Below are 21,664 nucleotides of genomic sequence, written 5' to 3' on the forward strand. Positions count from 1 at the left end.
CGGGGGCAGTGGCTTCCCGCTCAGGCTAGGGCGGGACCGGCGACGACAGATCCCGCCGATGGCGTAGGCCCCCGCCCTGGTCCTACCGTGGACACGTGAGCGAGCGGCCCGCCCGGCTTGGCGACATCGACGTCTTCGCCATGCGGCTGCCGGACGTCGAGCGCAGCACCTCCGAGAGCGGCCGCCACTCCTACGCGGTCGCCGGCAGGAAGTTCGTCTTCTCCCGCGAGCCCCGGCCCGACGCGGTCGACCCCGAGACGGGTGAGCGGATGGAGGACGTGCTCGTCTTCTACGTGCCCGACCTCGGCGACAAGGAGGCCATGGTGGCTGCGGACGGCCCGTTCTTCACGACCCCGCACTGGGACGGCTACCGGGCGGTGCTCCTGCGCGAACGGGACATCGGACAGGTCAGCGCCCAGGAGCTCGAGGAGGTCGTCGCCGACGCGTGGCTGGCGCGGGCGCCCCGGCGGTCGGTGCGGGAGATGCTGCAGGCCAGGCTCCCCTGAAACACAGCTCGGCCGTCGGTCAGACGGTGACCTCGCCGCTGGGCGTCTCGAAGGTGACCGAGAGCAGGCCCGGCGTGCCGTGCGGCGCCACGAAGGTGAAGTCGATGGTGGTCGGCTCGTGGGCGGGCCAGTTCAGCCAGTCACGCACGCGCTCGGGGTCGCCGGCGATCTGCAGGCCCTTGATGGTGACGTCGGTGTGCGCGTCGACCGAGGGGTGGCACTCCGGGGTCTGCCACTCGACGAAGAACGGGAGCTGCGGGTCGGAGATCAGGCCCTTGACGCCCAGCTGGCGCCACTTCAGCTCGGTGCCGTCGGGGCGGTGGCGGTAGCCGTCGGCGGACTCGCGGCCGAGGCGCTCCTCGAAGGGCTTGATGTCGTCGACGGCGACGACCCAGCCGAGCCAGCCACCGCCGGCCTCGGAGCGGGCGCGGACCGCCTGGCCGAACGGCGCCTTGTCGGACGCGGGGTGGTCGAGCACCTCGACGACCTCGACGTAGCGGTCGTGCGCCAGCGGGAAGATCACGTTCCGGGTGCCGAACCGCGGGTGGACTCCCCCATCGACCGGCTCGACGCCGATCAGCTTTGCCAGACGCTCAGCCGTCGCCTTCAGGCCGTCGTGCTCGGCGGCGTAGGAAACGTGGTCAACTCGCATGCAGAACATCGTGACACACGATTTGGGGTGCTCTTGACACGGGGGTGGGCCACCCCTTACCCGCCCGTCAGGATCAGCGTGACCGGCGCTGCCGGACCGCCTCGTAGATGACGATGGCGGCGGAGGTGGCGACGTTCAGGGAGTTGGCCCGGCCCACCATGGGGATGCGCACCCGGTATGCCGCCGCGGCCAGGACCTCGTCGGTCAGGCCGTACTTCTCCGCCCCGACCGCGATCGCCACGGGCCCGGTGTAGTCGACGTCGGTGTAGTCGAGGTCGGTGTCGGGAGTGGTGGCGACGAGGGCGATGCCGCGCTCCTCGAGCCACCCGATCGTCGCGGCGGTGCTGTCGCTGCAGACCGGCACGGAGAAGACGGTGCCCTTGCTGGCCCGCACCAGGTTGGGGTTGCCCCAGTCGGTGACGGGGTCCGCGGCGATGACCGCCTGCACCCCGGCCGCGTCGGCGGTGCGCAGCATGGCGCCGAGGTTGCCGGGCTTCTCGACGCCCTGGCAGAGCAGGGTCAGCGCGTCGGCGCCGACGGCGAGGTCGGCGCAGGCCCGTGCCACCGAGGCGACGGCGGCGAGGAAACCGTCGGGGCCCTCCCGGTAGGCCACCTTCTCGAACGCGGCGCGACCGAGCTGCACGGTGTCGACACCTCTGGCTGCGACGTCGGAGACCACCGCGAGCTGGCTCGTCGGGTCGAGCATGAGCTCGGGGCAGTAGTAGACGGCCTGCGGCAGGACGCCTGCCTCGAGGGCGAGGGTCAGCTCCTCGAAGCCCTCGATGAGGGTCAGGCCCGACTCCTCGCGCACACGGCGCCGCCGCAGGGCCGTGAGCGACTTCAGGCGCTGGTTGGACGGCGAGGTGATGATCAGGTCAGACATGGCGGGCCAAGCATGTCACTGATCGATCCGGAAGAGGCTCTGCCCGTGCGGACCGGCCCAGGCCACGGGCACCCCGTCGAGGGCCAGGAGGAACCGGCCGGCGCCGGGGGCGTCGACGGCCGGCGGCGCCACCAGGCCCTCCAGCACGGCGGGCGCCTCGTTCGCGACCCAGTGGCCCGGGAGGTCCGCCACCACGTCGGCGAACCGCCGACGGCGTTCCGAGGCCACGTAGGCCAGCACCGCGCTGTGGAACACCACGAGGGTCGCGTCCGAGGGGGCCTGCGCCGCGAGCGCGGGCAGGTCCTCCACGAGGTCGCCGGCCACCAGCAGGGGCGGGTCGGCGCGCAGCAGGTCGGCGGCCGCACCGAGCCGGCGTCGCCTCTCCTCGTGCTCCGGCCACACCAGCGCCTCGAGCCAGGCCAGGTCGCTTCCGGAGGTCAGGTCCAGCGGGTTGAGGTCGAGACCGGCGCGCCAGACCACCTCGGGCACCACCGTGGGCAGCGGCACGTCGTTCTCCAGCAGGCACTCCAGCGCCACCCCGTGGTCACCGCCCACGGTGGTGACGCCACCGCCCCGCCCGTGGCGGTAGTCGTACCGGTACCGGTCGGCATACAGGCACAGCCCCGCCGAGGCGCCCACCTCGAGGAGGGCGAGTGGCCCCGGTATGCCGCCGAGCACCGGCAGCAGGGTGGCGCACCGTGCCGCCTCGTTGGTCTGGGTGCTCCGGGCGAGCACCTCAGGGCGCACCTCGTGCCAGTGCTCGACCAGCCACTGCGTGAAGGCGTCGGGCTCGGTGACGGGTCCGCCGAGGAGGCGACCCACCGCGAAGAGCAGGTTCGGCTGGCGCTTGGGCTCGGGAAGGCTCGCGAGCAGGTCGAGCACCGGCCCGCTCCGCGCGACCGCCCCGGCCAGCCGCTCGTACGCCGGCGAGCTGCCGCGCGCCTGCACCTCGGCGAACCGCTGGTACTCCTCCGCGGTGCTGGGCCTGGCGGGGTTCATGGGAACAGAGCCTGTCATGCCCGGTTTGGGACACAATGCCCCCATGACGCTGCCCGCCACGACCGAGCACTTCCACCTGCGCCAGAAGGTCACCCTCATGGTGAACCGGTACGAGGTGACGACCTCCGACGGCTCCGGCGGTGAGGGTCCGGTGCTCGCGGTCGCCCAGCAGAAGCGCGTCGCCCTCAAGGAGGAGGTCACCTTCTACTCCGACGAGGCGCGCACCACGCCGGTCTTCTCCTTCAAGGCCCGCAAGCGCCTCGACCTCGGTGCCACCTACGACGTGCTCGACGGCACGGGTGTGCCGATCGGCTGGTTCCGCAAGGACTTCGGCACCTCGCTGCTGCGCTCGACGTGGCAGCTCGGCACCCCCGACGGCCTCGAGGCCACCGGCACCGAGCGCAACCAGAACGTCGCCCTGGCCCGCCGGGCCTGGGAGATGCTGCCCATCCTCAGCGACCTGCCGAGCCCGTTCGTCTTCCACTTCGACTTCACCGCGGCCGACGGCACCCTCGTGCTCAGCTCGGAGCGCCGCCGGTCCCTGCGGGACCGCTACGACGTGCACGTGCCGGTGGCGAGCAACGGGTGGCAGCTCGACTGGCGGATGGCCCTGGCGATGGCCGTCGCCCTCGACGCCCTGCAGTCCCGCTAGAGCTGGCCGGGCAGCCCGGGCTCGGGGCGGGGTGGCCCCCCACGGCGAGGCACGCCGGCGCGGGCCACCACCGCCCGGGACCGCACGGACAGGCGCTCCAGACCGGCGCGGACCAGCCGGGCGTCGCCCGCCACCACGTCGCCGACCGACACCAGCTCGGGGAAGTCCTTGGCGATGCGGTGGTGGAAGCGCAGCATGTCGGTCAGCTTGCTCCACGACGACGTCCGGCTGCACAGGTTGAACGCCGAGTCCCGCCACGCGGCCGCCAGCTCGGGCATCCCGTAGAACAGGCCGAAGGCGCACACCCGTGCGAAGAGGTCCACATCCATCGGGAACACCAGGTCGCCGCGGAAGCCACCGACCCGGTCGAAGTGCTCGCGCCGGAACATGGTGCCCGCCGTGGGCCCGAAGTCGGCCGGGCCGCGCCGCACGATGGCCCGCACCAGCGTGCGAGGTGTCTGCACACCCTCGAGCCCCGGTATGCCGAGCCCCGTCTCCAGGAGCTCGCCCACCTCGTCGATGACCTCGAACCGTGCCGAGGTGAGCGCGATCCGCGGGTCGCCCAGGACGTCCGCCTGGGCCTGGATCGAGCCCGGCATCAGCAGGTCGTCGGCACACACGACCTTCACGAGGTCCCCGGTGGTGAGGGCCACCGCCTTGTTCCAGTTGTCGCCGATGCCCAGGACCGCATCGTTCCGGGCGGTGCGCACGCGCGGGTCGCCGAAGGAGCGCGCAATGGCCCCGGTGTCGTCGTCGCTGGCGTTGTCGAGCACGAGGACCTCGGCGTCCACGTCCTGGCCCAGGATGGAACGCAGGGTCTCCTCGAGGGTGCGCGCAGCGTTGAAGGCGGGGACGCAGATGGACACCGACGGACTCACCACAGCTTCTCCTGACTAACGGGCGGTGGCGCCGCAGCGGGCAGCCGCGGGCGACCGGTCGTGAGGGCCCCCTTGTCGAGACGACTCGACCGTACGTCGCGCCGGCATCGGGCGGACACAGACGATCGACGGGTTCGCCCGGTGCCCTGCCTCGGCCTTTTGGGGCGGTCCGCCCTCGTGACGGGGGGCCAGCCCGGGCCCGCCTTTCGCACGATCCCGGCCCCCACGGCGCCGCGTAGCGTGGCTGCCGATCGGACCCCTCCGACTCTGCGACACCCGCAGCCTCGACAGCCTCCGGTGCCCGAGCCATGCCGGGTGGACCTGACCCGACATCCCAGGGTGGCGCCCATGAACCCCACGACCCCCGGTCCCGAGGCCCCGCGGGCTGCCGAGCCCGTGCGAGTCCACATGACCGGTTCGGCGTGGTTCGGCACGGCCCCCGGCGGCCTGAACCGCTACTTCACGGACCTCTACACCGCGCTGCGGTCCCGACCCGACGCGGAAGTCTCCGCCGTCGCCTTCGGCCGTCCCGCACGTGGCGGCCAGACCTGGGGCGCACCGGACGGCTCCACCTTGCGGCGCGCCTGCGCGTCGCTGCGCGATGACGCCTCGCTGCCCTCGACCGCGGTCATCGACCGCCACTTCAGCCTCTACGGGCGCGCCCGCACGAGCCGCCGCGGCAGGCACCCCCTGGTGGTGCACTTCCACGGACCGTGGGCTGCGGAGAGCCGTGTCGCGGGCGCGGGCGACCTCACCGCAGCCGCCAAGTACTGGCTCGAGCGAGCGCGGTACGCCGGCGCCGACCGCTTCGTCGTGCTCTCGCGGCACTTCGCGGAGCTGCTCAGCGAGCAGTACCACGTGCCCTCCGGGCTGGTCCGGGTCATCCCTCCCGGCGTCGACCTGACCCGGTTCCACGCCACGGACCCCCCACGACCCACACCCATGGTCCTGTGCGTTCGACGCCTCGAGCGCCGGATGGGCGTCGACGTCCTGATCCAGGCGTGGCGCGCCGTGACCGCCGACCACCCCGAGGCCCGGCTCGTGGTCGTCGGAACCGGCACCCAGGCGGCTGACCTGCGAGCCCAGGCGGCCGCGTCGGGCGTCGGCGACCGGATCACGTTCGCAGGCGAGGTCGACGACGACGAGCTGGCCGAGCTGTACGCGCAGGCGGCCCTGACCGTCGTGCCGTCGGTCTCACTCGAGGGGTTCGGGCTGGCGGCCCTCGAGTCGCTCGCGGCCGGCCGGGCACCAGTGGTGACGGACTGCGGGGGGCTGCCGGACTCGGTGCAGCACCTCGACGCCTCCCTCGTCGTCCCGGCGGGTGATGCCGAGGCCCTCGGCGACCGCATCGTCCGCGCCCTGGAGGGCCAGGTGCCGGGGACACGGGCGTGCCGCGCGCACGCGGAGTCGTTCTCGTGGGAGGCAGCCGCCTCGCGGCACGTTGCGATGTACCGCGAGCTGGTCTCATGACCAGACCGCTCTTCGTCACCCACACGGCCGCGCCCTCGGGGGCGGAGCTGTGCATGGGCCGGCTCGCCCTCGCCCTGCGGCGCCGCGGGGTCGACGTGGCGGTCACGTTCGCGCAGGACGGGCCGATGGTGGAGCAGCTGCGCCGCGACGGCGTGCGGACCGCCGTGCTGAGCAGCACCTTCGACAGCCGGGCGATGACCATCGGCGACTGGCGGCCGCAGCACCTCCTGGTCGGGCTTGCCCGGCTGGTGCGCCTCGGGCGCGAGCTGGGCGACACGGCGGCGGGGTCGGAGACGTCGGTCGTGGTCGCCCACAGCACCAAGGCGCTGGTGATCGGCGCCGTCGCGGCCCGCCGCGCGGGACTGCCGCTGGTCTGGCACGTCCACGACCGCGTCACGCGGGAGTACTTCGGCTGGGCCATGTCGACCTTCATCCGGGGCCTGGGGTGGCTGGTGAGCCGCGGCTACATCGCGAACAGCCGGTCGACGATGGACACGCTGTTCCTGAGGGGCCGGCCGGCGGTCGTCGTCTACCCGGGCATCGAGGTGGCCGCCACGCAGGAGCGGGAGGCCCAGCGAGATCCCCCGGAGACGGTCATCGCCGTCGTCGGCAGGCTCACGCGCTGGAAGGGGCAGGACGTCTTCCTCCGGGCGGTGGCGCAGGCGCGGGTTCGACCCGCCCGCATCTACCTGGTCGGGGGGACCCTCTTCGACGAGGACGCGTTCCGCGACGAGCTCGAGCACCTCGCCCGCGCGCTCGACCTCCCGGTCACCTTCACCGGGCACGTGGACGACCCGCAGTCCTACATGTGCCAAGCCGACATCCTCGTGCACTGCTCGGTGATCGCCGAACCGTTCGGGCAGGTCGTCCTCGAGGGCCTGCAGGCCGGGTGCGCGGTGATCGCCTCACGGCCGGGCGGGCCGGCGGAGATCGTCGAGCCCGGCGTGAGCGGACTGCTGGTCGACGCCGGGAGCCAGGAGCAGCTCACGGCCGCCCTCGACATCGTGATCGGGGATCGCGCCCTGCGCGAGCGGCTCTCCGCGCAGGGCCGGCGGCGTGCGGAGGCCTTCGACCTCGAGGAGTCGGCGTGCAGGACCGCGGCCTTCCTGGAGTCGATGTCGACACCCTCCCGCTCCGCACCCACCGTCCGGTCCGAGGGGTGAGGGCGTGAGCAGCGGAACCACCCACCGGCTGGCCGCGATCGTGCGCGACATCGGCTACGTCAGCTTCGGGAAGTACGGACAGTACGTCGTCACCGCCGTGACGCTGCCCCTGCTGGCCCGCACGCTCGGCACCGAGGGGTTGGGGCTGCTCTCCATCGGGATGTCCGCCTTCTTCGTCGGCTCCCTGCTCGTCGACCTCGGCATCACCCAGTTCCTGGCCGCGAAGATGCCCACGGCGGACGTCAACCAGCTCCGGGGGGACTACCTCGCCATCCGCGTGGCCGTCCTCGCGGCTCTCGGGGCAGCCCTCGCCATCGGTCTCGCGGCCGACGTCGAGGCCCACGTCCACATGATCCTGCTGGGGCTCTTCACCGGCGGGTTCGCCTCGACCTCCGAGGACTGGGTGCTGATCGGCCAGGGCAGGTTCGGCGCGTCGACGGCCTACCAGGCCGTGGGACGCGTCGCCTACCTGGTGCTGCTGCTGCTGGCTCTGCGACGGTTCCCGACCGCCTCCGCAGCGCTCCTGTGCCTGCTCGTGTCCTCCGCCCTCCCCGTGGTGCTGACCTGGCGCGACTCCCTTCGCAGCTTCGGCCGCCCCTCACCGCCACGGCACGTCCGGGCGACCGTGCGCCTGGCCGTCCCGCTGTTCACCTCTCGACTGCTGGTGATGAGCTACGGCCAGGGCTCTGCGGCGATCTACTCCTCCGTCCTCAACGCGGCGACGCTGGGCGTCTTCTCGGCCGGCGACCGGCTCGTGCGTGCCGTCCAGTCGCTGCTGGACCCCATCGGCTTCGCCATGCTCCCCCGGATGGCGAACGGCGCTGCCGACGAGCGCTTCTGGCGACGGACCACGACCGCCCTGCTCGCCTGCACCGGCGTCGGCGTCCTGGCTGCCGCGGCGCTGTGGGTCACCGCCCCGCTGCTGGTGAACCTCGTCTTCGGCAGCGAGTTCACCGAGGCCATCCCGCTGCTGCGGCTCGAGGCGCTGCTCCTGCCTGCCGCCGCGCTCAGCTCGTTCGTCACCACTGCGGTCCTGCCCGTTCGAGGCGACACCGCCGGAGTGCTGATCGGGTCGGTCCTCGGCACCTGCGTCGCCGCAGCGACCCTGTTCCTCACCTTCCACACCCACTCGGTGTGGACCCTCGTCGGAGGCACCGTGGTCTGCGAGTTCGCCGTCGCGCTCTGGTTCATCATCAGGATGCGACGGCTGGCGCGGGAGGAGCGAGCGGTGCGACTCGCAGGGGTGGCCCGCGCATGAGGATCCTCTACGTCGGCGACGACTGGGTGGGGAGCAACGCCCGCTCGCTCGCCGACGGCTTCCGTCAGGCCGGTCATGAGGTCGTCGTCGTGGACTCCACCGGCGTCTCCCTCCCCCCGCGGCTGTCCCCGCCGTGGATGTACGCCAAGGCCCGGGGGAGGCGCGCACCCTGGGAGGTCGAGGCGGTGCACCGGCGCATCGAACGCGTTGCCGCGGACCTGCGGCCGGACCTGCTGTTCTGCTTCAAGACCATCCACCTCGACCAGCGGCGCCTTCTCGACACCCCGGCCCGGTGGCGCGTCCACTACAGCCCTGACGACGCCTCGAACCCGTACAACACCTCGCCCGACTACCTGGCTTGGGAGCACGAGTGGGACCTCCTCGTGACCACCAAGCGACACAACGTCGACGAGCTCCTCGCCCGCGGCGCGCAGGCGGTCACGTTCGTGCACAGCGCCTACGACCCGGCCTGGCACCACCTGTCGGCGCACCGCTCGACGCGCCGGTACCTGGTCGGCTTCATCGGGACGTGCCGGCCCGACCGCCGGGACGAGGTGCTCACCCTGGCGCGCCGCTTCGGTGAACAGCTCGTCGTGCGAGGGCCGGGGTGGTGGCGCGTCCCGCAGCTGCGCCTCACCCGGGCCACCGTGGGGGGACCCGTGTACGGCGAGCACTTCTCCACCGTCGTGGCCTCCGTGACGGCCAACCTCGTCCTCCTCAACTCGGACAACCGTGACACCCACACGTGCCGCTCCCTCGAGGTGCCGGCGGCGGGGGGCCTGTTCGTGGGCGAGCGGACCGACGAGCACGCAGCACTGCTGACCGAGGGAACGGAATGCCTGCTCTTTTCGCATGAGGACGAACTGCACCAGGTCCTGCAATGGTGCAGGGACAACCCCGACCGGGCGATGGCGATAGCGCGGTCGGGCCACCAGCGCATCGTCGGGGGCAACCATCGCTACGTGGACAGGGCGCGCGAGATCGCCGCAGCGCTTGAGTAGGGCAGCTTGGGGGGTCGAGGTGGACTCGAAGGGCACCGGTCTTCGGACTGCGCGCGGGTGCCGGCTGCCCTCACGCGAGCAGGGTGGCCCACCGTGAGCGCTGGTGGGCTCGAGCTGGCCCTCGTGGCCGCCGCGCTCGTCACCATCACCATCGCCGCGGTGCACGTCCAGGGCATCGCCAGGGTGTTCCTCATCGCCCAGGCGGCCTACTGGAGCCTGTCCTACCTGGCCCGGCCGGCCCTCCTCCTGTGGGTCCAGCCGCGCCCCCAGTACGCCGACAACGTCGCCGACCCGCGGCTCGCGGTCCTGGGCTACGACCACGGCATCGCCGTGGTCCTGCAGCCGGTCGCCTTCGGGCTGTGGGTCTACGCGGCCGCCGTGGTCGCCTTCGCGGCCTGGGGGCGGCGACACCCGCGGGGGGCGCACCGCCGGCAGGACACCGCGATCGACCTCGTCCCCACCCTGTGGACCGTCTATGCGGTGGGCCTGGTGGGACGCGTCGTCACGTACGCCACCGGCGCCGCGGGCTCGGCGGGTGACCTGGACAGCCCCAACGCCATCCTGAGCTTCGTGGCGCAGCTCGCCTCCGTCGGCGCCCTCGGGCTGATCATCTTCCTGCGCCCGGCTCGGCGCGGTGTCACCGTCGCGGTCATCGGCGCCCTGTTGACCGTCGAGCTGCTGTGGACCGTGGCGGTCGAGTCCAAGACGCCGGTCATGAGCGCCGCGCTCGCGATCGGGATCCGCTTCGCCATCCTCGGGTGGACGCGCCTGCGGGTCGTCGCCATCCTGGCGATCTCCTGCCTGGCGATCGTCGGGTTCGGATGGCTGCAGGGCATCAAGCAGACCGACCAGGAGCGGTCCTCGGCCCTGGTCGCCAACGCGAACTACCCGCAGCTGGTCCAGCCCTACCTCAGCCTCCTGCGCCGGTTCGACCTGCTCGAGGCCGCGACGGACAGCTACTACATGAGCGGCCGCACCTGGCTCGCGCCGACGGAGGTCCTGCGGCACAGCGTGCTGAGCCTGGTGCCCGAGCAGCTCACCGGTGCGGAGAAGCTGCAGTCGGGCAGCGCCTGGGCCCGCGAGGTCCGCGGGTCATCGCTCGACATGACGTCGGTGTCGGTCTCGCTGGCCGAGGGCAACATCAACGAGGGGTACGTCCTCGGGGGCTACGCCGGGGTCGCGGTGGGAGTCCTGTTCACCTTCGTCCTCCTCCTCCTCGTGGTGAGGGCGCTGCAGGCCAGGCACATCTTCTTCCTGTCGCTCGGCCTGGCGCTGAGCGCACCTCCCGCGCTCTTCGAGAGAGGCATCCTCGGGAGCATGGAGGTCAGCGGGAAGGCCCTCCAGCTCGCGGTGGTCATCTGGGTCATCGACATGGTGGTCCGGGAGTACCGCAGACCCCTCGAGAGGGCACCCGCCACCGGGTCGGCCCCGTCCGGGAACCGCACTGTCACAGCCGCAACGGCGAAAGGCTGACCCATGGCGCTGAGCGAGCTCTTCAGGACCCTGCGTCGTCGGTGGCTGGTCGTCGCGCTGCTGACGCTGGCTGGCTTCGGCCTGGCCTGGGCGTACACGTCCTCCCGGTCGGTGACCTACACCTCGACGACGCGGCTCTACGTCTCGATGGCCACCGGCACCTCGGTCAACGACTCCCTCCAGGGCGCCCTGGCCGCCCAGCAGCGCATCGCCTCCTACGCCCAGGTCGCCACCGGTTCGACCGTCGCCCAGCGGGTCGTCGACGAGCTCCGCCTGCCCCTTTCGGCCAGGGAGCTCCAGGACCGGTTGGAGGCGACCTTCCCCCCGGCCACGATGCTGCTCGACATCTCGGCCACCGACTCGACGCCCGAACAGGCGCGACGGGTCGCCGAGGCGGCGGCGGTGCAGTTCAGCCGGCTGGTGGGTGAGATGGAGAGCACGACGGCGAACGCGGCTCCTCTCGCCGAGGCGACGGTGGTCGACCCGGCCCGGACCCCCACCGAGCCGAACGGCCCCGGCAGGACCCGGCTGCTCGCGGTCGGCCTCCTCGTCGGCTTCGGCGCGGGCTGCCTGGCCGCACTGTTCCGTGACCGGCTCGACCGCACGATCAGGACGTCGCAGCAGCTCGCCAGGGCCCTGCCCGTGCCCGTCCTGGCGACGATCTCGGAGGGCAGCCGCGATCGCGGCCGCCACGTGTCGATCCTGCGTGCACGCCTCCTCGCCGCCCACGGCGGAGGGGACCGGATGGCCCTGCTGTTCACCAGCTTCTCCGAGCGCTCCGCTCCCTGTGCGGCCGTGCTGGTGGCGAAGGCACTGGCTCACAGCGGCAGGCGCGTGGTGCTGGTGGACGCCGACATCTCCGGTGGAGGGCTCTCCCAGCGCCTGGACACCGGCTCCTCCCCCGGTGTCGCGGAGTGGCTGCGCGAGGAGTACACGCCCCTCGACGACCTGCCCTGGGTCGACGCCGGCTTCACCCTCCTCCCGCTCGGCGCTGTCGACGCCGCCACACCCCACCTCCTGGCATCCGAGTCCTTCCTGGGCCTCCTGGCCCGCCTCGAGACCAGCTTCGACTGCATCGTGGTCGACGCGTCGCCTGTCCTGGCCGATGGCACGGCCCTGGTGCTGTCCACCCACTGTGACGCCACCGTCGCCGTGGTCGAGCTCGGCACGAGCTCGACCACGGTCCGCGACGCCTGGCAGTGGTACAGCGACGCGGGGCAGGGGCTGGTCGGCGTGGTGGGGGTCACGCCCTTCACCCGCCGGTTCCTTCCGATGCGCCTCCGGCGACCGGGTGCGGTGGAGGCCGAGGTCGGCCTCGTGCACATCCCCTAGCCCGATGACACGTCCCGCAGCCCCCGATGACGCTGGAGGTGTGACCATGCCCGACGAGTGGGTGAACCGTCGACGGCTGCTGGCCGCCTCCCTCGGCGCCGCGGCGACGCTGCCGCTCGTGGCGTCCTCGCCACCGATGAACCGCGCCCGCACCGGGGCGTCCGAGGCCGCACGGTCGGATGTCTCCGCGGCCCGCAACGTCCGTGACTTCGGCGCCGTGGGGGACGGCAGAGCCGACGACACCGAGGCCATCGCCCGGGCGTGCCGGGCCGGCGAGGGTCCCGTCGTGCTGTACCTCCCCGCCGGCACCTACCTCGTCACGCAGTGGCCGGAGCTGCCCGACTTCTCCACGGTCACCGGCGACGGCGGTGACGTGTCCACGATCGTCTACGAGGGTGACGGGACGCTGATCTCCCTCCGCGACCGCCAGCGGGTCGCCCTCGCCCGCCTGGGGATCTACGTCACGGGCCCCGGGGCGACGGCCGTCCGGCTGTCGGGGTCCTTCCGGTGCTCCTTCGACTCGGTCGTCCTCCGCGGCAACCACCTCAGCGACAACCACCCCCGGTTCACCGGACAGCGGGGGGTCGTGCTGGAGCGCAACACGGGGGGCACCGCGTTCCTCAACTGCGACATCAACAACTTCGGCATCGGCATCGTCACGTCCTGCATCCAGAACTTCGTGACGTCCTCCAAGCTCACGAACAACCACACCGGGGTGCTGGGAACCGGGAACGACTACAACGCGGGGCTGTCCCTGACGAACGTCGAGTTCGTGTCCGACCGGGACCCGAGGACGACGCAGAGACACATCTACATCGATGGCGCCGCCAACGACTGGTGGCTCACCAACGTGTGGTTCGAGGGCGCCGACACCGCCTTGACGATCGGTCGCCGCGACCATGGTGGGCCGTCACAGCTCGGCCTGGTCAACTGCAAGATAGCGGCGCGCCGGCTGTGCCTCGACCTCGTGCACTGCCGGCAGCCCTACCTGGCCAACGTGCGCTTCGACCCCGACACGGACCCCTACCCCATCGAGCTGCGCATCGACCCCGAGGGCTGCCCCGAGGGCACTGCGGTCAACCTCGTCTCGAGCGCCGCCTTCGAGGTCGACCCCGCGACGTTCCCTCACCGCTGGAACGTGATGGGCAGGAGCCGTATGTCAGGGCCGGAGCTCACCGGCCGTGTCGTCGCCCGGGCGACCGAGGGCGAGGACCTCCTGCAGGCCCAGGGCCCGGACGGCAGGGTGCTGTCGGCGATCCTCCCGAGCGGCGCCTGGCTGGCGGAGCGAGCCGACACGGGCCCGATCCTCAGGGACGAGAACGGCATCTACTGGAGGGTGACCGTCTCCACGGATGGCGAGCTGAAGACCGAGTCACTGGGCGACCTGCGCCCGCGGGCCTAGCGCCACCGACCGGACACGACCTCGTCGACCACCTGCTGCATCTCCGTGCGGAACCGTGCGCGCGAGAACGTCTCCGCGTGGGTGCGGATCACGGACGGGTCGTAGGTCCCGGCGTCGAAGCGGACCATCGCGTCGGCGAACCGGGCCACCAAGTCTTCGTCGGCGCCCGGTGGGACCAGCCGTCCGGTCACGTCGTCCCTCACGCTGTCGAGGGCGCCGCCGTCGCCGAGGGCGATCACCGGCGTGCCGCAGGCCATGGCCTCCACCGGCACGATGCCGAAGTCCTCCACGCCCGGCATCAGCACCGCCCGCGCGCGCCGGTAGGCGTCGACGAGCTGGTGGTGGGGCACCCGGCCGAGGAAGCTCACCGTGGGTCCGGCGATGCTGCGGCAGTGCGCCAGGCTCCGGCCGTCACCGATGACGACGAGGCGGACCCGGGCGGCATTCGCGGCCCGGATCGCCAGGTCCGGCCGCTTGTAGGGCACCAGGCGTCCGGCCAGGAGGAAGAAGTCCTCGCGACGCAGGCCGACCTCGGGGGTGAACGCCTCGGTGTCGACGGGCGGGTGCACCACGACCGCGTCACGCTGCCACCAGCGTCGAACGCGCCCGGCCACCGCCGTCGAGTTGGCCACGATGCGGTCGACACGGGGGGCCGCCGCGAGCTCGGCGCGACGGGCGGACGCCGCCAGCAGGGCCAGTGCCGTGCCGCCGACCCGGCCGCCTCCTTCCCCCTCGCGCAACGAGTCGTCCCATGCCCACCGCGCGGGACTGTGCACGTAGACGACCGTGGGAGCGCTGGTGGCGAACACCGCCTGCATGGCGAAGGCGTGGTGGCTGATGACGACCACCGCGGAGCCGTCGAGGTCCATGCCCCGGAACGCACGAGGCATCAGCGGCATCAGGGGGGCGTGCGAGCGCTGGCCGGCCGCTCGGTACAGGTGGTCGAGCCACGTCGTCCGCGTCACCGCGCGCAGGGAGGAGGGTATGCCGCTCGGCCGCGCGATCGGGACGTGCACCCGCGCGTCGGGCCACTGCGCCGACAGCTGCTCGACCACGTGCTCGGATCCGGCGACCTCGGTGAACCGCTCGTGGACCAGGGCCGCACGGGGCCTGCTCACGGCCCCTCCGACTTCCCAGCACCTCCCGGCGGAGTGGGGGGCGTCCGCAGCCCCGCACCCGGATGAGCCGGGGTGGAGGGGCTGCGCTCCCTGCCCTGCGCCAGGTCGCGGATGCGGTCGAAGACGGCGTGGCTGGCGTCGATCTGGGCCACCGCGCGGTCCAGCAGCGCCGCCCTCGACTGCGGCGCAGCGGCCCACTGCCGTCGCACCGCGTCCCGGAGCCGGTCCTCGAGCCCGTCATCGTCGAGCCGCACCAGCTCGACGCCGGTCCCGAACATGGCGGCGAGACCGTCGAACTTGTCGTCGTAGTAGCGGGAGGTCGAGAGCCCCACGACCGCAATCCCCTGCGACAGCGCGAACACGGCCACGTGGTAGGCGCCTGTGACGACGACCCGGCACCGGCTGACCCGGGTCGACAGCGACCGTGCGCTGGCGAACCGCCCCAGCGGCGGCGCCGCGCCCGGGTAGCCCTCCAGCAGGGGCAGGGTGGCGCGCCGGTCCTCCGACTCGTGCTCGGACACGACGAGCGGCACCAGCCCGGCCCGTGTCTCGGCGCCCACCTCCCGCACGACGCGACCCACCGCAGCCTGGCGCGCGGCGGCGACCGGGGAGTACTCGGCAACCCTCAGGCACAGGCCGATGTCGTGGCCGAGAGCGTCTCGCCGGGTGGACCACCCGAGCTCCACGGCGTCGTCGCCGGTCACCACGACACGGTCGTCGGACACGCCCAGGGACCGCAGCAGGCCCGGGCCGCGAACCCCCTCGCGCAACGCGATCAGGTCGACCCGGGGCAGGACCCGCGCGGCGTGCTCGAGCAGGTAGGGGTCGCGCAGCGGCCCGATGCCCTGCCCGGTCATCGCCGTGGGGATGCCGCGGTCGGTGGCGAGCTCGAGGAGCGCCAGGGTGCGACTGGTCTGGAACCGGTCGATGTCGGTCAGGTAGCCCCCGCCGATGGCGACGACCACCGACGCCGTGGCCACGGCGTCGGGCACGGTCCCACCGTCGCGGGCCAGGGCCGGGCCACGGGCCGGGTTGCGCGGCGCCGGCTGGCCCCACACCCGCCGGGCGAGTCGGGCCGGCAGCGCGGTCACCGCGTCCCAGCCGTTCATCACCGGGCCGCTGAGCTCGGGCCCGGCGAGCCTGAGCGGCGTGCCTGCGCGGCGGCGCCGTGGCCAGCGGCCGGCCCGCTGGAAGCAGATCGGGTCGACGTCGGGTTGGTAGGCCCTCAGCAGGGCCGGGGCGGAGGTGAGCACCCCGACCCGGGCCTGCGGCAGCCGCTCGGCGACCCGGCGAACGCTGATGTCGAGGATCGCCAGGTCGCCCTTGTTGTTGAGCCAGTACTCGCCGTTCTCCAGCAGGACCCGGAGCTCTGGTCCGCCGGTGCCCTGCTCCGGTCCTGAGACCGGCCCTGAAGTCGGCCCTGAAGCCGGCTCAGGACGGTTGCCATTCCCCATAGCGCCCCTTCGGGAAGCACGCGGTTGCCGGGAGGTCGACCGGCCCGGGTGGCTCCGGTCGGTCGTTCCGGGGGTGCGGCGTCCGCACGTGTCCCGGCGACCCTAACCCAGCGCCCTGCGCCGGCACCTCGTCCGAAAATGCGGCACGAGATGCGACAGATACGGGTTGTCCCGTTACTGCAGGACCGAGAGGAGCACCGGCACGAGGCCGTCCTCGTCGACGTGGCCGGTGACGTCGTCGGCCACGGCCTGCACCTCCTCGGGCGCGTTGGCCATCGCGACGCCCCAGGCCGCCCACCTGAGCATCTCGATGTCGTTGCGCTGGTCTCCCACGGCGACCGTGTGCATCGGCTCGACCTCGAGCGTGCGGCGCAGCAGCTCGAGGGCCGAGCCCTTGGAGACCCCTTCGGGGTTGATGTCCATCCAGGCGGTGAAGCCGACGTTGTAGTTGACCTCGTGCAGGCCGATGCGCTCGGCGAGCGCCTCGAAGTCCTCACTCGTCCCGGTGGGGCTGCGGAACGTCACACGGGTGACCGGGTCGGCGACGAGCTCCTCCCACGGCACGACGCGCAGCTCGCCCTGCAGCTCGCCGTCGGGGAAGGGCGCGCTGAGCTTGAACCCCACCCCGAGCTCCTCGACGGCGATCACCGCGTCCGGCCACGAGTCGCGCAGCAGCTCCAGGGCCGGGGCGGGGTCGAAGGTGACCGTGTCGATGATCTGGTAGCCCTGCGGCTCGTCAGGGTCGAGCTTGAGCGTGACCGCGCCGTTGGAGCACACGGCATACCCGCTCGTGAGCTTGAGCATGTCGAGAATGGGGGTGGTGGCCACGATCGAGCGTCCCGTCGCCACCACGATGTGGTGCCCGGCGTCGGCGACCGCGCGCACGGCCTCGAAGACGGCCGGGCGCAGCTCGCCCGCGTGCGTGATGGTGGTGCCGTCGAGGTCGAGGGCAATGAGTCGCTGCGGCATGGCCTTCCCTGCATCGGTGATGGGACCGGTGTGAAGGGTCCGGACCGCTGAATCTACGTCAGTCGCGTGGCTCGTGCGGGCACAAGCAGGTCGATCCGCGGGGACGGCCGGTGGCCGGACTAGCCCGAAACGCAGGTGCGCAGGCAGCGCGAGCCGCAGTTCACTGGAGGTGGCCCGAGGTCCCGACCGCCCCCGAGGAGGCTCTGATGACCACCACCGCGCCCACCGCGCACATCGACACCCGCTTCAGCGAGCCGGAGGCCACCGAGACCCCCTGGGCGATGACCGAGGCGGCGCTGCAGCAGGCCGAGCTCTACTGGATCACCACGGTGCGCCAGGACGGCCGGCCCCACGTCACCCCCCTGGTCGGCGTGTGGCACGAGGGCGCCTTCGCCTTCTGCACCGGGTTCGGGGAGCAGAAGGCGCACAACCTCGCCGGGAACGCCCACGTCGCCGTGACCACGGGGCGCAACACCTGGGCCCAGGGCCTGGACGTGGTGGTCGAGGGGTCCGCCGAACGAGTGCTCGGCGCCGACCGGTTGAGGGCGGTCGCCGACGCCTTCCGCGACAAGTACGGCTCGGACTGGGACTTCGACTCCGACGACGCCGTCTTCGAGCCCGGCAACAACCCCGCCGAGGTCTTCTCCGTGCGACCGGCGAAGGTGCTCTCGTTCGCCAAGGCGCCCCACGCGCAGACCTGCTACCGGTTCCGCACCGACGTCACCGGCTAGACCCGGCGAACCGGCTAGACCGGCTTGAGCACCTCGAGGCCGAGGTAGGGCTGCAGCGCCTGCGGCACCACCACCGACCCGTCGGCCTGCTGGTGGTTCTCGAGGATCGCCACCAGCCACCGCGTCGTCGCCAGCGTCCCGTTGAGGGTCGCCGCCGTCTGCGTGCCCTTCTCGGTGCGGTACCGCGTGTTCAACCGGCGCGCCTGGTAGGTCGTGCAGTTCGACGTCGAGGTCAGCTCGCGGTACTTGCCCTGGGTCGGCACCCACGCCTCGCAGTCGTACTTGCGGGCGGCCGGGCCACCGAGGTCACCCGCCGCCGTGTCGATGATGCGGTAGGGCACCTCGATCTTGGCGAGCATGTCCTTCTCCATGTCCAGCAGCCGCTGGTGCTCGGCCACGGCGTCCTCGGGACGGCAGTAGACGAACATCTCGAGCTTGTTGAACTGGTGGACGCGGATGATCCCGCGGGTGTCCTTGCCGTAGGACCCGGCCTCGCGGCGGTAGCAGGTCGACCACCCGGCATACCGCTTGGCTCCGTCGGAGAGGTCGAGGATCTCGTCGGTGTGGTAGCCCGCGAGCGCCACCTCGGAGGTGCCGGTGAGGTAGAGGTCGTCGGCCTCGAGGCGGTAGACCTCCTCGGCGTGGGCGTCGAGGAAGCCGGCGCCGCCCATGACCTGCGGGGTGACCAGCGTCGGGGTGATCATGGGGACGAACCCGTGCTCGACGGCCTGGGCGAGCGCGAGGTTCATCATCGCGATCTCGAGCCGGGCTCCGACGCCCTTGAGGAAGTAGAACCGCGAGCCGCCGACCCGGGCGCCCCGCTCCATGTCGATGGCGTCGAGGGCCTCGCCGAGCGCGAGGTGGTCGCGGGGCTCGAAGTCGAAGGTGCGCGGCTCACCGACGGTCTCGAGCACGACGTAGTCGTCCTCGCCGCCGACGGGCACACCGGGCTCGATGACGTTGCCGATGCGGCGCACGAGGGTGTCGAGCAGCTCCTCGGCCTCGGACGCGGCGGCCTGCAGCTCCTTGACCTTCGCCGCCATCTCCTTGGTCTGGGCCAGCAGCGCCTGCTTGGCCTCACCCTGCGCCTGCGCGACCTGCTTGCCCATCGACTTCTGCTCGGCCCGCAGCCGCTCGAACTCGGTCAGGGACGACCGGCGTCGCTCGTCCGCCGAGAGGATCTGGTCGACGACCCCCTCGTCCTCGCCACGGGCACGCTGGGAGGCGCGGACCCGGTCGGGGTCCTCGCGCAGGAGCTTGATGTCGATCACCGGGCAAGCCTATCGGCCGCTCGAGGGGCGAAACTCGTGGCAGCCGGCCCGCTCGGGTGCCATCCTGCGAGGAGCACCACCGCGCCTGCCCCCGGAGCCACCATGCCTTCAGCGACGACCCTGCTGACCTTCTCCGCGGCTGCGGCCGCCCTCGTGCTGGTGCCGGGGCCGAACCTGCTCTACATCATCAGCCGCGGCATCTCCCAGGGCCGCCGCTCGGCCCTGGCCTCGACGCTCGGCGTCGCCACGGCCACCGCCGTCTTCGTGGTGCTCACCGCCCTCGGCCTCACCGCGGTGATCGCGTCCTCGGCGGTGGCGTTCACGGTGGTGAAGTACGCCGGGGTGGCCTACCTCGTCTTCCTCGCGGTGCGCGAGCTGCGCTCGCGCGGCCGCTTCAGCCTCGAGACGCCCCCGCCGGTCAGCGGCCGCCGGGCCTTCGGCGACGCCTTCCTCGTGGGCATCACCAACCCCAAGGTGGCGCTGTTCTTCCTCGCCTTCTTCCCGCAGTTCATCCACCCGGGGGCCGGTTCGGTGGCCGGCCAGGCCCTCGTGCTGGGCGGGGTGTTCGTCGTCATCGGCGTCACCTTCGACTCCCTCTACGCCCTCACCTCCGGGGCGATCGGCGCCTGGCTCTCGCGACGGCCGAGGGTGATGCGGCGCAGCCACTGGGTCAGCGGCACGGTCTACCTGGCGCTGGGCGGCGCCGCCCTGCTCACCGGCGGGCCCCAGCGGGCCTGACGGCCCGGCGAGGTCGGCGGCACGGTCATGGACACCGGGACCCAGCTCGTCTTCCTCGCCGTCGTGGGCGGCCGGTTCCTGCTGCCACTGCTGATCCCGCGCTTCCCGCTACCCGCGCTCATCGCCTGCCTCGTGCTCGACGGCATCGACCAGAGCATCTTCCAGGCCTTCGGCTACGACCCGCCCGGCTACCAGGGCTACGACAAGGCGATGGACGTCTTCTACCTGTGCGTCGCCTACCTGTCGATGCTGCGGAACTGGACGTCCTCGCCCGCCTTCGAGGTGGGGCGGTTCCTCTACTTCTACCGGCTCGTCGGGGTGCTGCTCTTCGAGGTCACCCAGTGGCGGCCGCTGCTGCTCGTCTTCCCCAACACCTTCGAGTACTACTTCATCGCCTACGAGGTCATCCGGCTGCGATGGGACCCCAGGCGCCTGGGGCTGCGCGCCTGGCTGTGGACGGCCGGGCTCATCTGGGTCGTGGTCAAGCTGCCCCAGGAGTGGTGGATCCACATCGCGCAGCTCGACTTCACCGACACGGTGGCCGAGGTCCCCTGGTTCGGCCCGCTCGTCGTCCTCGGCGTGCTCGGCCTGCTGGCCGGCTTCTGGTTCGGGGTCCGCCCGCGCCTGCGCCCGGCCGACTGGCCGTGGCGCGTGCGCGCCGAGCCGCTGCCGACGCAGATGGACGAGCCGGCCGAGCGGGCGGCCTGGGTGGCCGCCCACTACCGCCTGCTGTCGGTGCCGACCCTGGAGAAGGTGGTGCTGGTCGGGCTCATCAGCGTCATCTTCGCGCTGGTGCTGCCCAGCACCGACGTGAGCGGGTTCCGGTTGTTCCTCGGCCTGACCGCCTTCGTGGTCGTCAACGCCGCCATCGCCCTGTGGGCGGCGCGGGCCGCACGCTCGGTCGAGTCGCTCGCGGGCGCCTTCGCGGCCCGGGTGGCGGTCAACATCGGGCTCGTCGTCCTCGCCGACTGGCTGCTGGGCGGTGTCGGTGACCGCCTCGACGCCGGCGCCGCCTTCTTCTTCGTCGTGCTGCTGAGCCTCATCACCACGCTGCACGACCACTTCTGGCCGGTGCACGAGGTCCGCGCGGCCGGCGCGCCGGCCGCGGCGAGCGCTGCCTGAGCGCACGGCACACACGGTGGGTATGCCGCGTGCGCGCGTCAGGCGCTCACGTCGACCAGGTGGTGGGCGAGGTCGTGCAGCATGTACTGCCCGAGGCTCTCGATGGTGAACGTCGAGCCGTTGCTCCGCCGGCCGGCTCGCTGCCACTGGTCGGGCTCGACGCTCGCGAAGGCCGCACGCACGTCCTCGGCCGCCTCGCGGAGCTCACGGGCGACGGTGGCCGGGTCCTGCAGGTGGTAGCGACCCGTCACGGCGGCGCTGTCCTGGTCCCAGTCGGGGAAGGCCGGTCCGTCCTGGCGCAGCATCCAGTCGACACGCTCGGTGAAGACCCGGCACACGTCGCGGACGTGGCACGCGTACTCCAGGGGCGACCAGGTGGCCGGCTCCGGCCGCGTGGTCGCGTCCGGCCGGTCCAGGACCTCCTGCCACGGGTCGGTCAGGGCCGCGATGCGGTCGGCGACCTCCGGGCCCTCGACCTCGCTGGCCGTGAAGCCGCACTCGGGGCAGGTCTCGCGCAGCGTCCAGGTCCAGTCCTTGGTGTCCGGCTCGACGGGCACCGGCTCGGGGACGTCGACGTCACGGGTCATGTCGG

At 72.4% G+C, this 21,664-nt stretch carries 21 protein-coding genes; 12 read left to right on the top strand and 9 right to left on the bottom strand.

Annotation, left to right across the window (positions count from 1 at the left end; genetic code table 11):
* Positions 1 to 95 precede the first annotated feature (95 nt).
* Positions 96 to 506: a hypothetical protein gene (locus P0Y31_RS02350; protein WP_275866461.1), complete on the top strand. Its 411-nt coding sequence runs from the start codon at positions 96 to 98 to the stop codon at positions 504 to 506.
* A 19-nt stretch (positions 507 to 525) separates the two neighbouring features.
* Here P0Y31_RS02350 and P0Y31_RS02355 read toward each other — a convergent pair whose 3' ends face one another.
* From P0Y31_RS02355 to P0Y31_RS02365, 3 genes are all read right to left on the bottom strand, one after another.
* Entirely contained in the window at positions 526 to 1,158 is a 633-nt protein-coding gene (locus P0Y31_RS02355) for a VOC family protein (protein WP_275866462.1), read from the bottom strand.
* Between the two features lie 73 nt (positions 1,159 to 1,231).
* Entirely contained in the window at positions 1,232 to 2,041 is an 810-nt protein-coding gene (locus P0Y31_RS02360; RefSeq protein ID WP_275866463.1) for an RNA methyltransferase, read from the bottom strand.
* 15 nt (positions 2,042 to 2,056) lie between these two features.
* A complete protein-coding gene (locus P0Y31_RS02365) occupies positions 2,057 to 3,040 on the bottom strand; it encodes a DUF2332 domain-containing protein (protein WP_275866464.1) in 984 nt (327 codons plus the stop codon).
* A gap of 43 nt (positions 3,041 to 3,083) precedes the next feature.
* On the opposite strand from P0Y31_RS02365, the gene P0Y31_RS02370 reads away from it, so the two are divergent.
* Positions 3,084 to 3,692, top strand: a complete 609-nt coding sequence (locus P0Y31_RS02370; RefSeq protein ID WP_275866465.1) for a hypothetical protein — start codon at positions 3,084 to 3,086, stop codon at positions 3,690 to 3,692.
* Here the strand turns inward: P0Y31_RS02370 and P0Y31_RS02375 are convergent.
* Positions 3,689 to 4,570, bottom strand: a complete 882-nt coding sequence (locus P0Y31_RS02375) for a glycosyltransferase (RefSeq protein ID WP_275866466.1) — start codon at positions 4,568 to 4,570, stop codon at positions 3,689 to 3,691. The genes P0Y31_RS02370 and P0Y31_RS02375 overlap by 4 nt on opposite strands.
* 348 nt (positions 4,571 to 4,918) lie before the next feature.
* Here P0Y31_RS02375 and P0Y31_RS02380 point away from each other — a divergent pair, with 348 nt between their 5' ends.
* The 7 genes from P0Y31_RS02380 (at position 4,919) to P0Y31_RS02410 (ending at position 13,669) form a co-directional block, all read left to right on the top strand.
* Positions 4,919 to 6,040 (top strand): glycosyltransferase family 4 protein, encoded by a 1,122-nt coding sequence (locus tag P0Y31_RS02380; RefSeq protein WP_275866467.1) that lies wholly within the window; start codon positions 4,919 to 4,921, stop codon positions 6,038 to 6,040.
* Entirely contained in the window at positions 6,037 to 7,203 is a 1,167-nt protein-coding gene (locus P0Y31_RS02385; RefSeq protein ID WP_275866468.1) for a glycosyltransferase family 4 protein, read from the top strand. Before P0Y31_RS02380 ends, P0Y31_RS02385 begins: the two co-directional genes overlap by 4 nt.
* A gap of 4 nt (positions 7,204 to 7,207) precedes the next feature.
* A complete protein-coding gene (locus tag P0Y31_RS02390; RefSeq protein WP_275866469.1) occupies positions 7,208 to 8,461 on the top strand; it encodes an oligosaccharide flippase family protein in 1,254 nt (417 codons plus the stop codon).
* Positions 8,458 to 9,462, top strand: coding sequence for a glycosyltransferase (locus tag P0Y31_RS02395; protein WP_275866470.1), 1,005 nt, complete (start codon positions 8,458 to 8,460; stop codon positions 9,460 to 9,462). Before P0Y31_RS02390 ends, P0Y31_RS02395 begins: the two co-directional genes overlap by 4 nt.
* Positions 9,463 to 9,555: 93 nt before the next feature.
* Positions 9,556 to 10,935, top strand: a complete 1,380-nt coding sequence (locus P0Y31_RS02400) for a hypothetical protein (protein ID WP_275866471.1) — start codon at positions 9,556 to 9,558, stop codon at positions 10,933 to 10,935.
* A gap of 3 nt (positions 10,936 to 10,938) precedes the next feature.
* The gene (locus P0Y31_RS02405; protein WP_275866472.1) at positions 10,939 to 12,267 is read left to right on the top strand and encodes a Wzz/FepE/Etk N-terminal domain-containing protein; all 1,329 of its coding nucleotides are present in this window, start codon (positions 10,939 to 10,941) and stop codon (positions 12,265 to 12,267) included.
* A gap of 46 nt (positions 12,268 to 12,313) precedes the next feature.
* The gene (locus tag P0Y31_RS02410; protein ID WP_275867071.1) at positions 12,314 to 13,669 is read left to right on the top strand and encodes a glycoside hydrolase family 55 protein; all 1,356 of its coding nucleotides are present in this window, start codon (positions 12,314 to 12,316) and stop codon (positions 13,667 to 13,669) included.
* Here the strand turns inward: P0Y31_RS02410 and P0Y31_RS02415 are convergent.
* From P0Y31_RS02415 to P0Y31_RS02425, 3 genes are all read right to left on the bottom strand, one after another.
* Positions 13,666 to 14,787 (bottom strand): glycosyltransferase, encoded by a 1,122-nt coding sequence (locus tag P0Y31_RS02415; protein ID WP_275866473.1) that lies wholly within the window; start codon positions 14,785 to 14,787, stop codon positions 13,666 to 13,668. The two genes, P0Y31_RS02410 and P0Y31_RS02415, sit on opposite strands and share 4 nt — an antisense overlap.
* Positions 14,784 to 16,241: a polysaccharide pyruvyl transferase family protein gene (locus P0Y31_RS02420; protein ID WP_275866474.1), complete on the bottom strand. Its 1,458-nt coding sequence runs from the start codon at positions 16,239 to 16,241 to the stop codon at positions 14,784 to 14,786. Before P0Y31_RS02420 ends, P0Y31_RS02415 begins: the two co-directional genes overlap by 4 nt.
* 174 nt (positions 16,242 to 16,415) lie before the next feature.
* Positions 16,416 to 17,210, bottom strand: coding sequence for an HAD hydrolase family protein (locus tag P0Y31_RS02425; protein ID WP_275866475.1), 795 nt, complete (start codon positions 17,208 to 17,210; stop codon positions 16,416 to 16,418).
* A 206-nt stretch (positions 17,211 to 17,416) separates the two neighbouring features.
* Between P0Y31_RS02425 and P0Y31_RS02430 the strand changes: the two genes are divergently transcribed.
* Positions 17,417 to 17,941: a pyridoxamine 5'-phosphate oxidase family protein gene (locus P0Y31_RS02430; protein WP_275805920.1), complete on the top strand. Its 525-nt coding sequence runs from the start codon at positions 17,417 to 17,419 to the stop codon at positions 17,939 to 17,941.
* Positions 17,942 to 17,955: 14 nt separating this feature from the next.
* Here the strand turns inward: P0Y31_RS02430 and serS are convergent, their stop codons facing one another.
* On the bottom strand, positions 17,956 to 19,212 hold the full coding sequence (gene serS / locus P0Y31_RS02435) for a serine--tRNA ligase (RefSeq protein WP_275866476.1): 1,257 nt from the start codon (positions 19,210 to 19,212) through the stop codon (positions 17,956 to 17,958).
* A 102-nt stretch (positions 19,213 to 19,314) separates the two neighbouring features.
* Here serS and P0Y31_RS02440 point away from each other — a divergent pair, with 102 nt between their 5' ends.
* A complete protein-coding gene (locus P0Y31_RS02440) occupies positions 19,315 to 19,950 on the top strand; it encodes a LysE family translocator (RefSeq protein WP_275866477.1) in 636 nt (211 codons plus the stop codon).
* Positions 19,951 to 19,977: 27 nt separating this feature from the next.
* Positions 19,978 to 21,072 (top strand): hypothetical protein, encoded by a 1,095-nt coding sequence (locus tag P0Y31_RS02445; RefSeq protein ID WP_275866478.1) that lies wholly within the window; start codon positions 19,978 to 19,980, stop codon positions 21,070 to 21,072.
* Between the two features lie 38 nt (positions 21,073 to 21,110).
* On the opposite strand, the gene P0Y31_RS02450 is transcribed toward P0Y31_RS02445, so the two are convergent.
* Positions 21,111 to 21,659 (bottom strand): DinB family protein, encoded by a 549-nt coding sequence (locus tag P0Y31_RS02450; protein WP_275866479.1) that lies wholly within the window; start codon positions 21,657 to 21,659, stop codon positions 21,111 to 21,113.
* Between the last annotated feature and the right edge of the window lie 5 nt (positions 21,660 to 21,664).

Source organism: Knoellia sp. 3-2P3 (assembly GCF_029223115.1).
GTDB lineage: Bacteria > Actinomycetota > Actinomycetes > Actinomycetales > Dermatophilaceae > Pedococcus_A.

Bases quoted from the DNA above. Each gene is read 5' to 3' on its own strand.
- P0Y31_RS02355 (WP_275866462.1), bottom strand. From the start codon at position 1,158: ATGCGAGTTGACCACGTTTCCTACGCCGCCGAGCACGACGGCCTGAAG.
- P0Y31_RS02360 (WP_275866463.1), bottom strand. From the start codon at position 2,041: ATGTCTGACCTGATCATCACCTCGCCGTCCAACCAGCGCCTGAAGTCG.
- P0Y31_RS02365 (WP_275866464.1), bottom strand. From the start codon at position 3,040: ATGAACCCCGCCAGGCCCAGCACCGCGGAGGAGTACCAGCGGTTCGCC.
- P0Y31_RS02370 (WP_275866465.1), top strand. From the start codon at position 3,084: ATGACGCTGCCCGCCACGACCGAGCACTTCCACCTGCGCCAGAAGGTC.
- P0Y31_RS02380 (WP_275866467.1), top strand. From the start codon at position 4,919: ATGAACCCCACGACCCCCGGTCCCGAGGCCCCGCGGGCTGCCGAGCCC.
- P0Y31_RS02385 (WP_275866468.1), top strand. From the start codon at position 6,037: ATGACCAGACCGCTCTTCGTCACCCACACGGCCGCGCCCTCGGGGGCG.
- P0Y31_RS02395 (WP_275866470.1), top strand. From the start codon at position 8,458: ATGAGGATCCTCTACGTCGGCGACGACTGGGTGGGGAGCAACGCCCGC.
- P0Y31_RS02405 (WP_275866472.1), top strand. From the start codon at position 10,939: ATGGCGCTGAGCGAGCTCTTCAGGACCCTGCGTCGTCGGTGGCTGGTC.
- P0Y31_RS02410 (WP_275867071.1), top strand. From the start codon at position 12,314: ATGCCCGACGAGTGGGTGAACCGTCGACGGCTGCTGGCCGCCTCCCTC.
- P0Y31_RS02420 (WP_275866474.1), bottom strand. From the start codon at position 16,241: ATGGGGAATGGCAACCGTCCTGAGCCGGCTTCAGGGCCGACTTCAGGG.
- P0Y31_RS02425 (WP_275866475.1), bottom strand. From the start codon at position 17,210: ATGCCGCAGCGACTCATTGCCCTCGACCTCGACGGCACCACCATCACG.
- P0Y31_RS02430 (WP_275805920.1), top strand. From the start codon at position 17,417: ATGACCACCACCGCGCCCACCGCGCACATCGACACCCGCTTCAGCGAG.
- P0Y31_RS02440 (WP_275866477.1), top strand. From the start codon at position 19,315: ATGCCTTCAGCGACGACCCTGCTGACCTTCTCCGCGGCTGCGGCCGCC.
- P0Y31_RS02445 (WP_275866478.1), top strand. From the start codon at position 19,978: ATGGACACCGGGACCCAGCTCGTCTTCCTCGCCGTCGTGGGCGGCCGG.
- P0Y31_RS02450 (WP_275866479.1), bottom strand. From the start codon at position 21,659: ATGACCCGTGACGTCGACGTCCCCGAGCCGGTGCCCGTCGAGCCGGAC.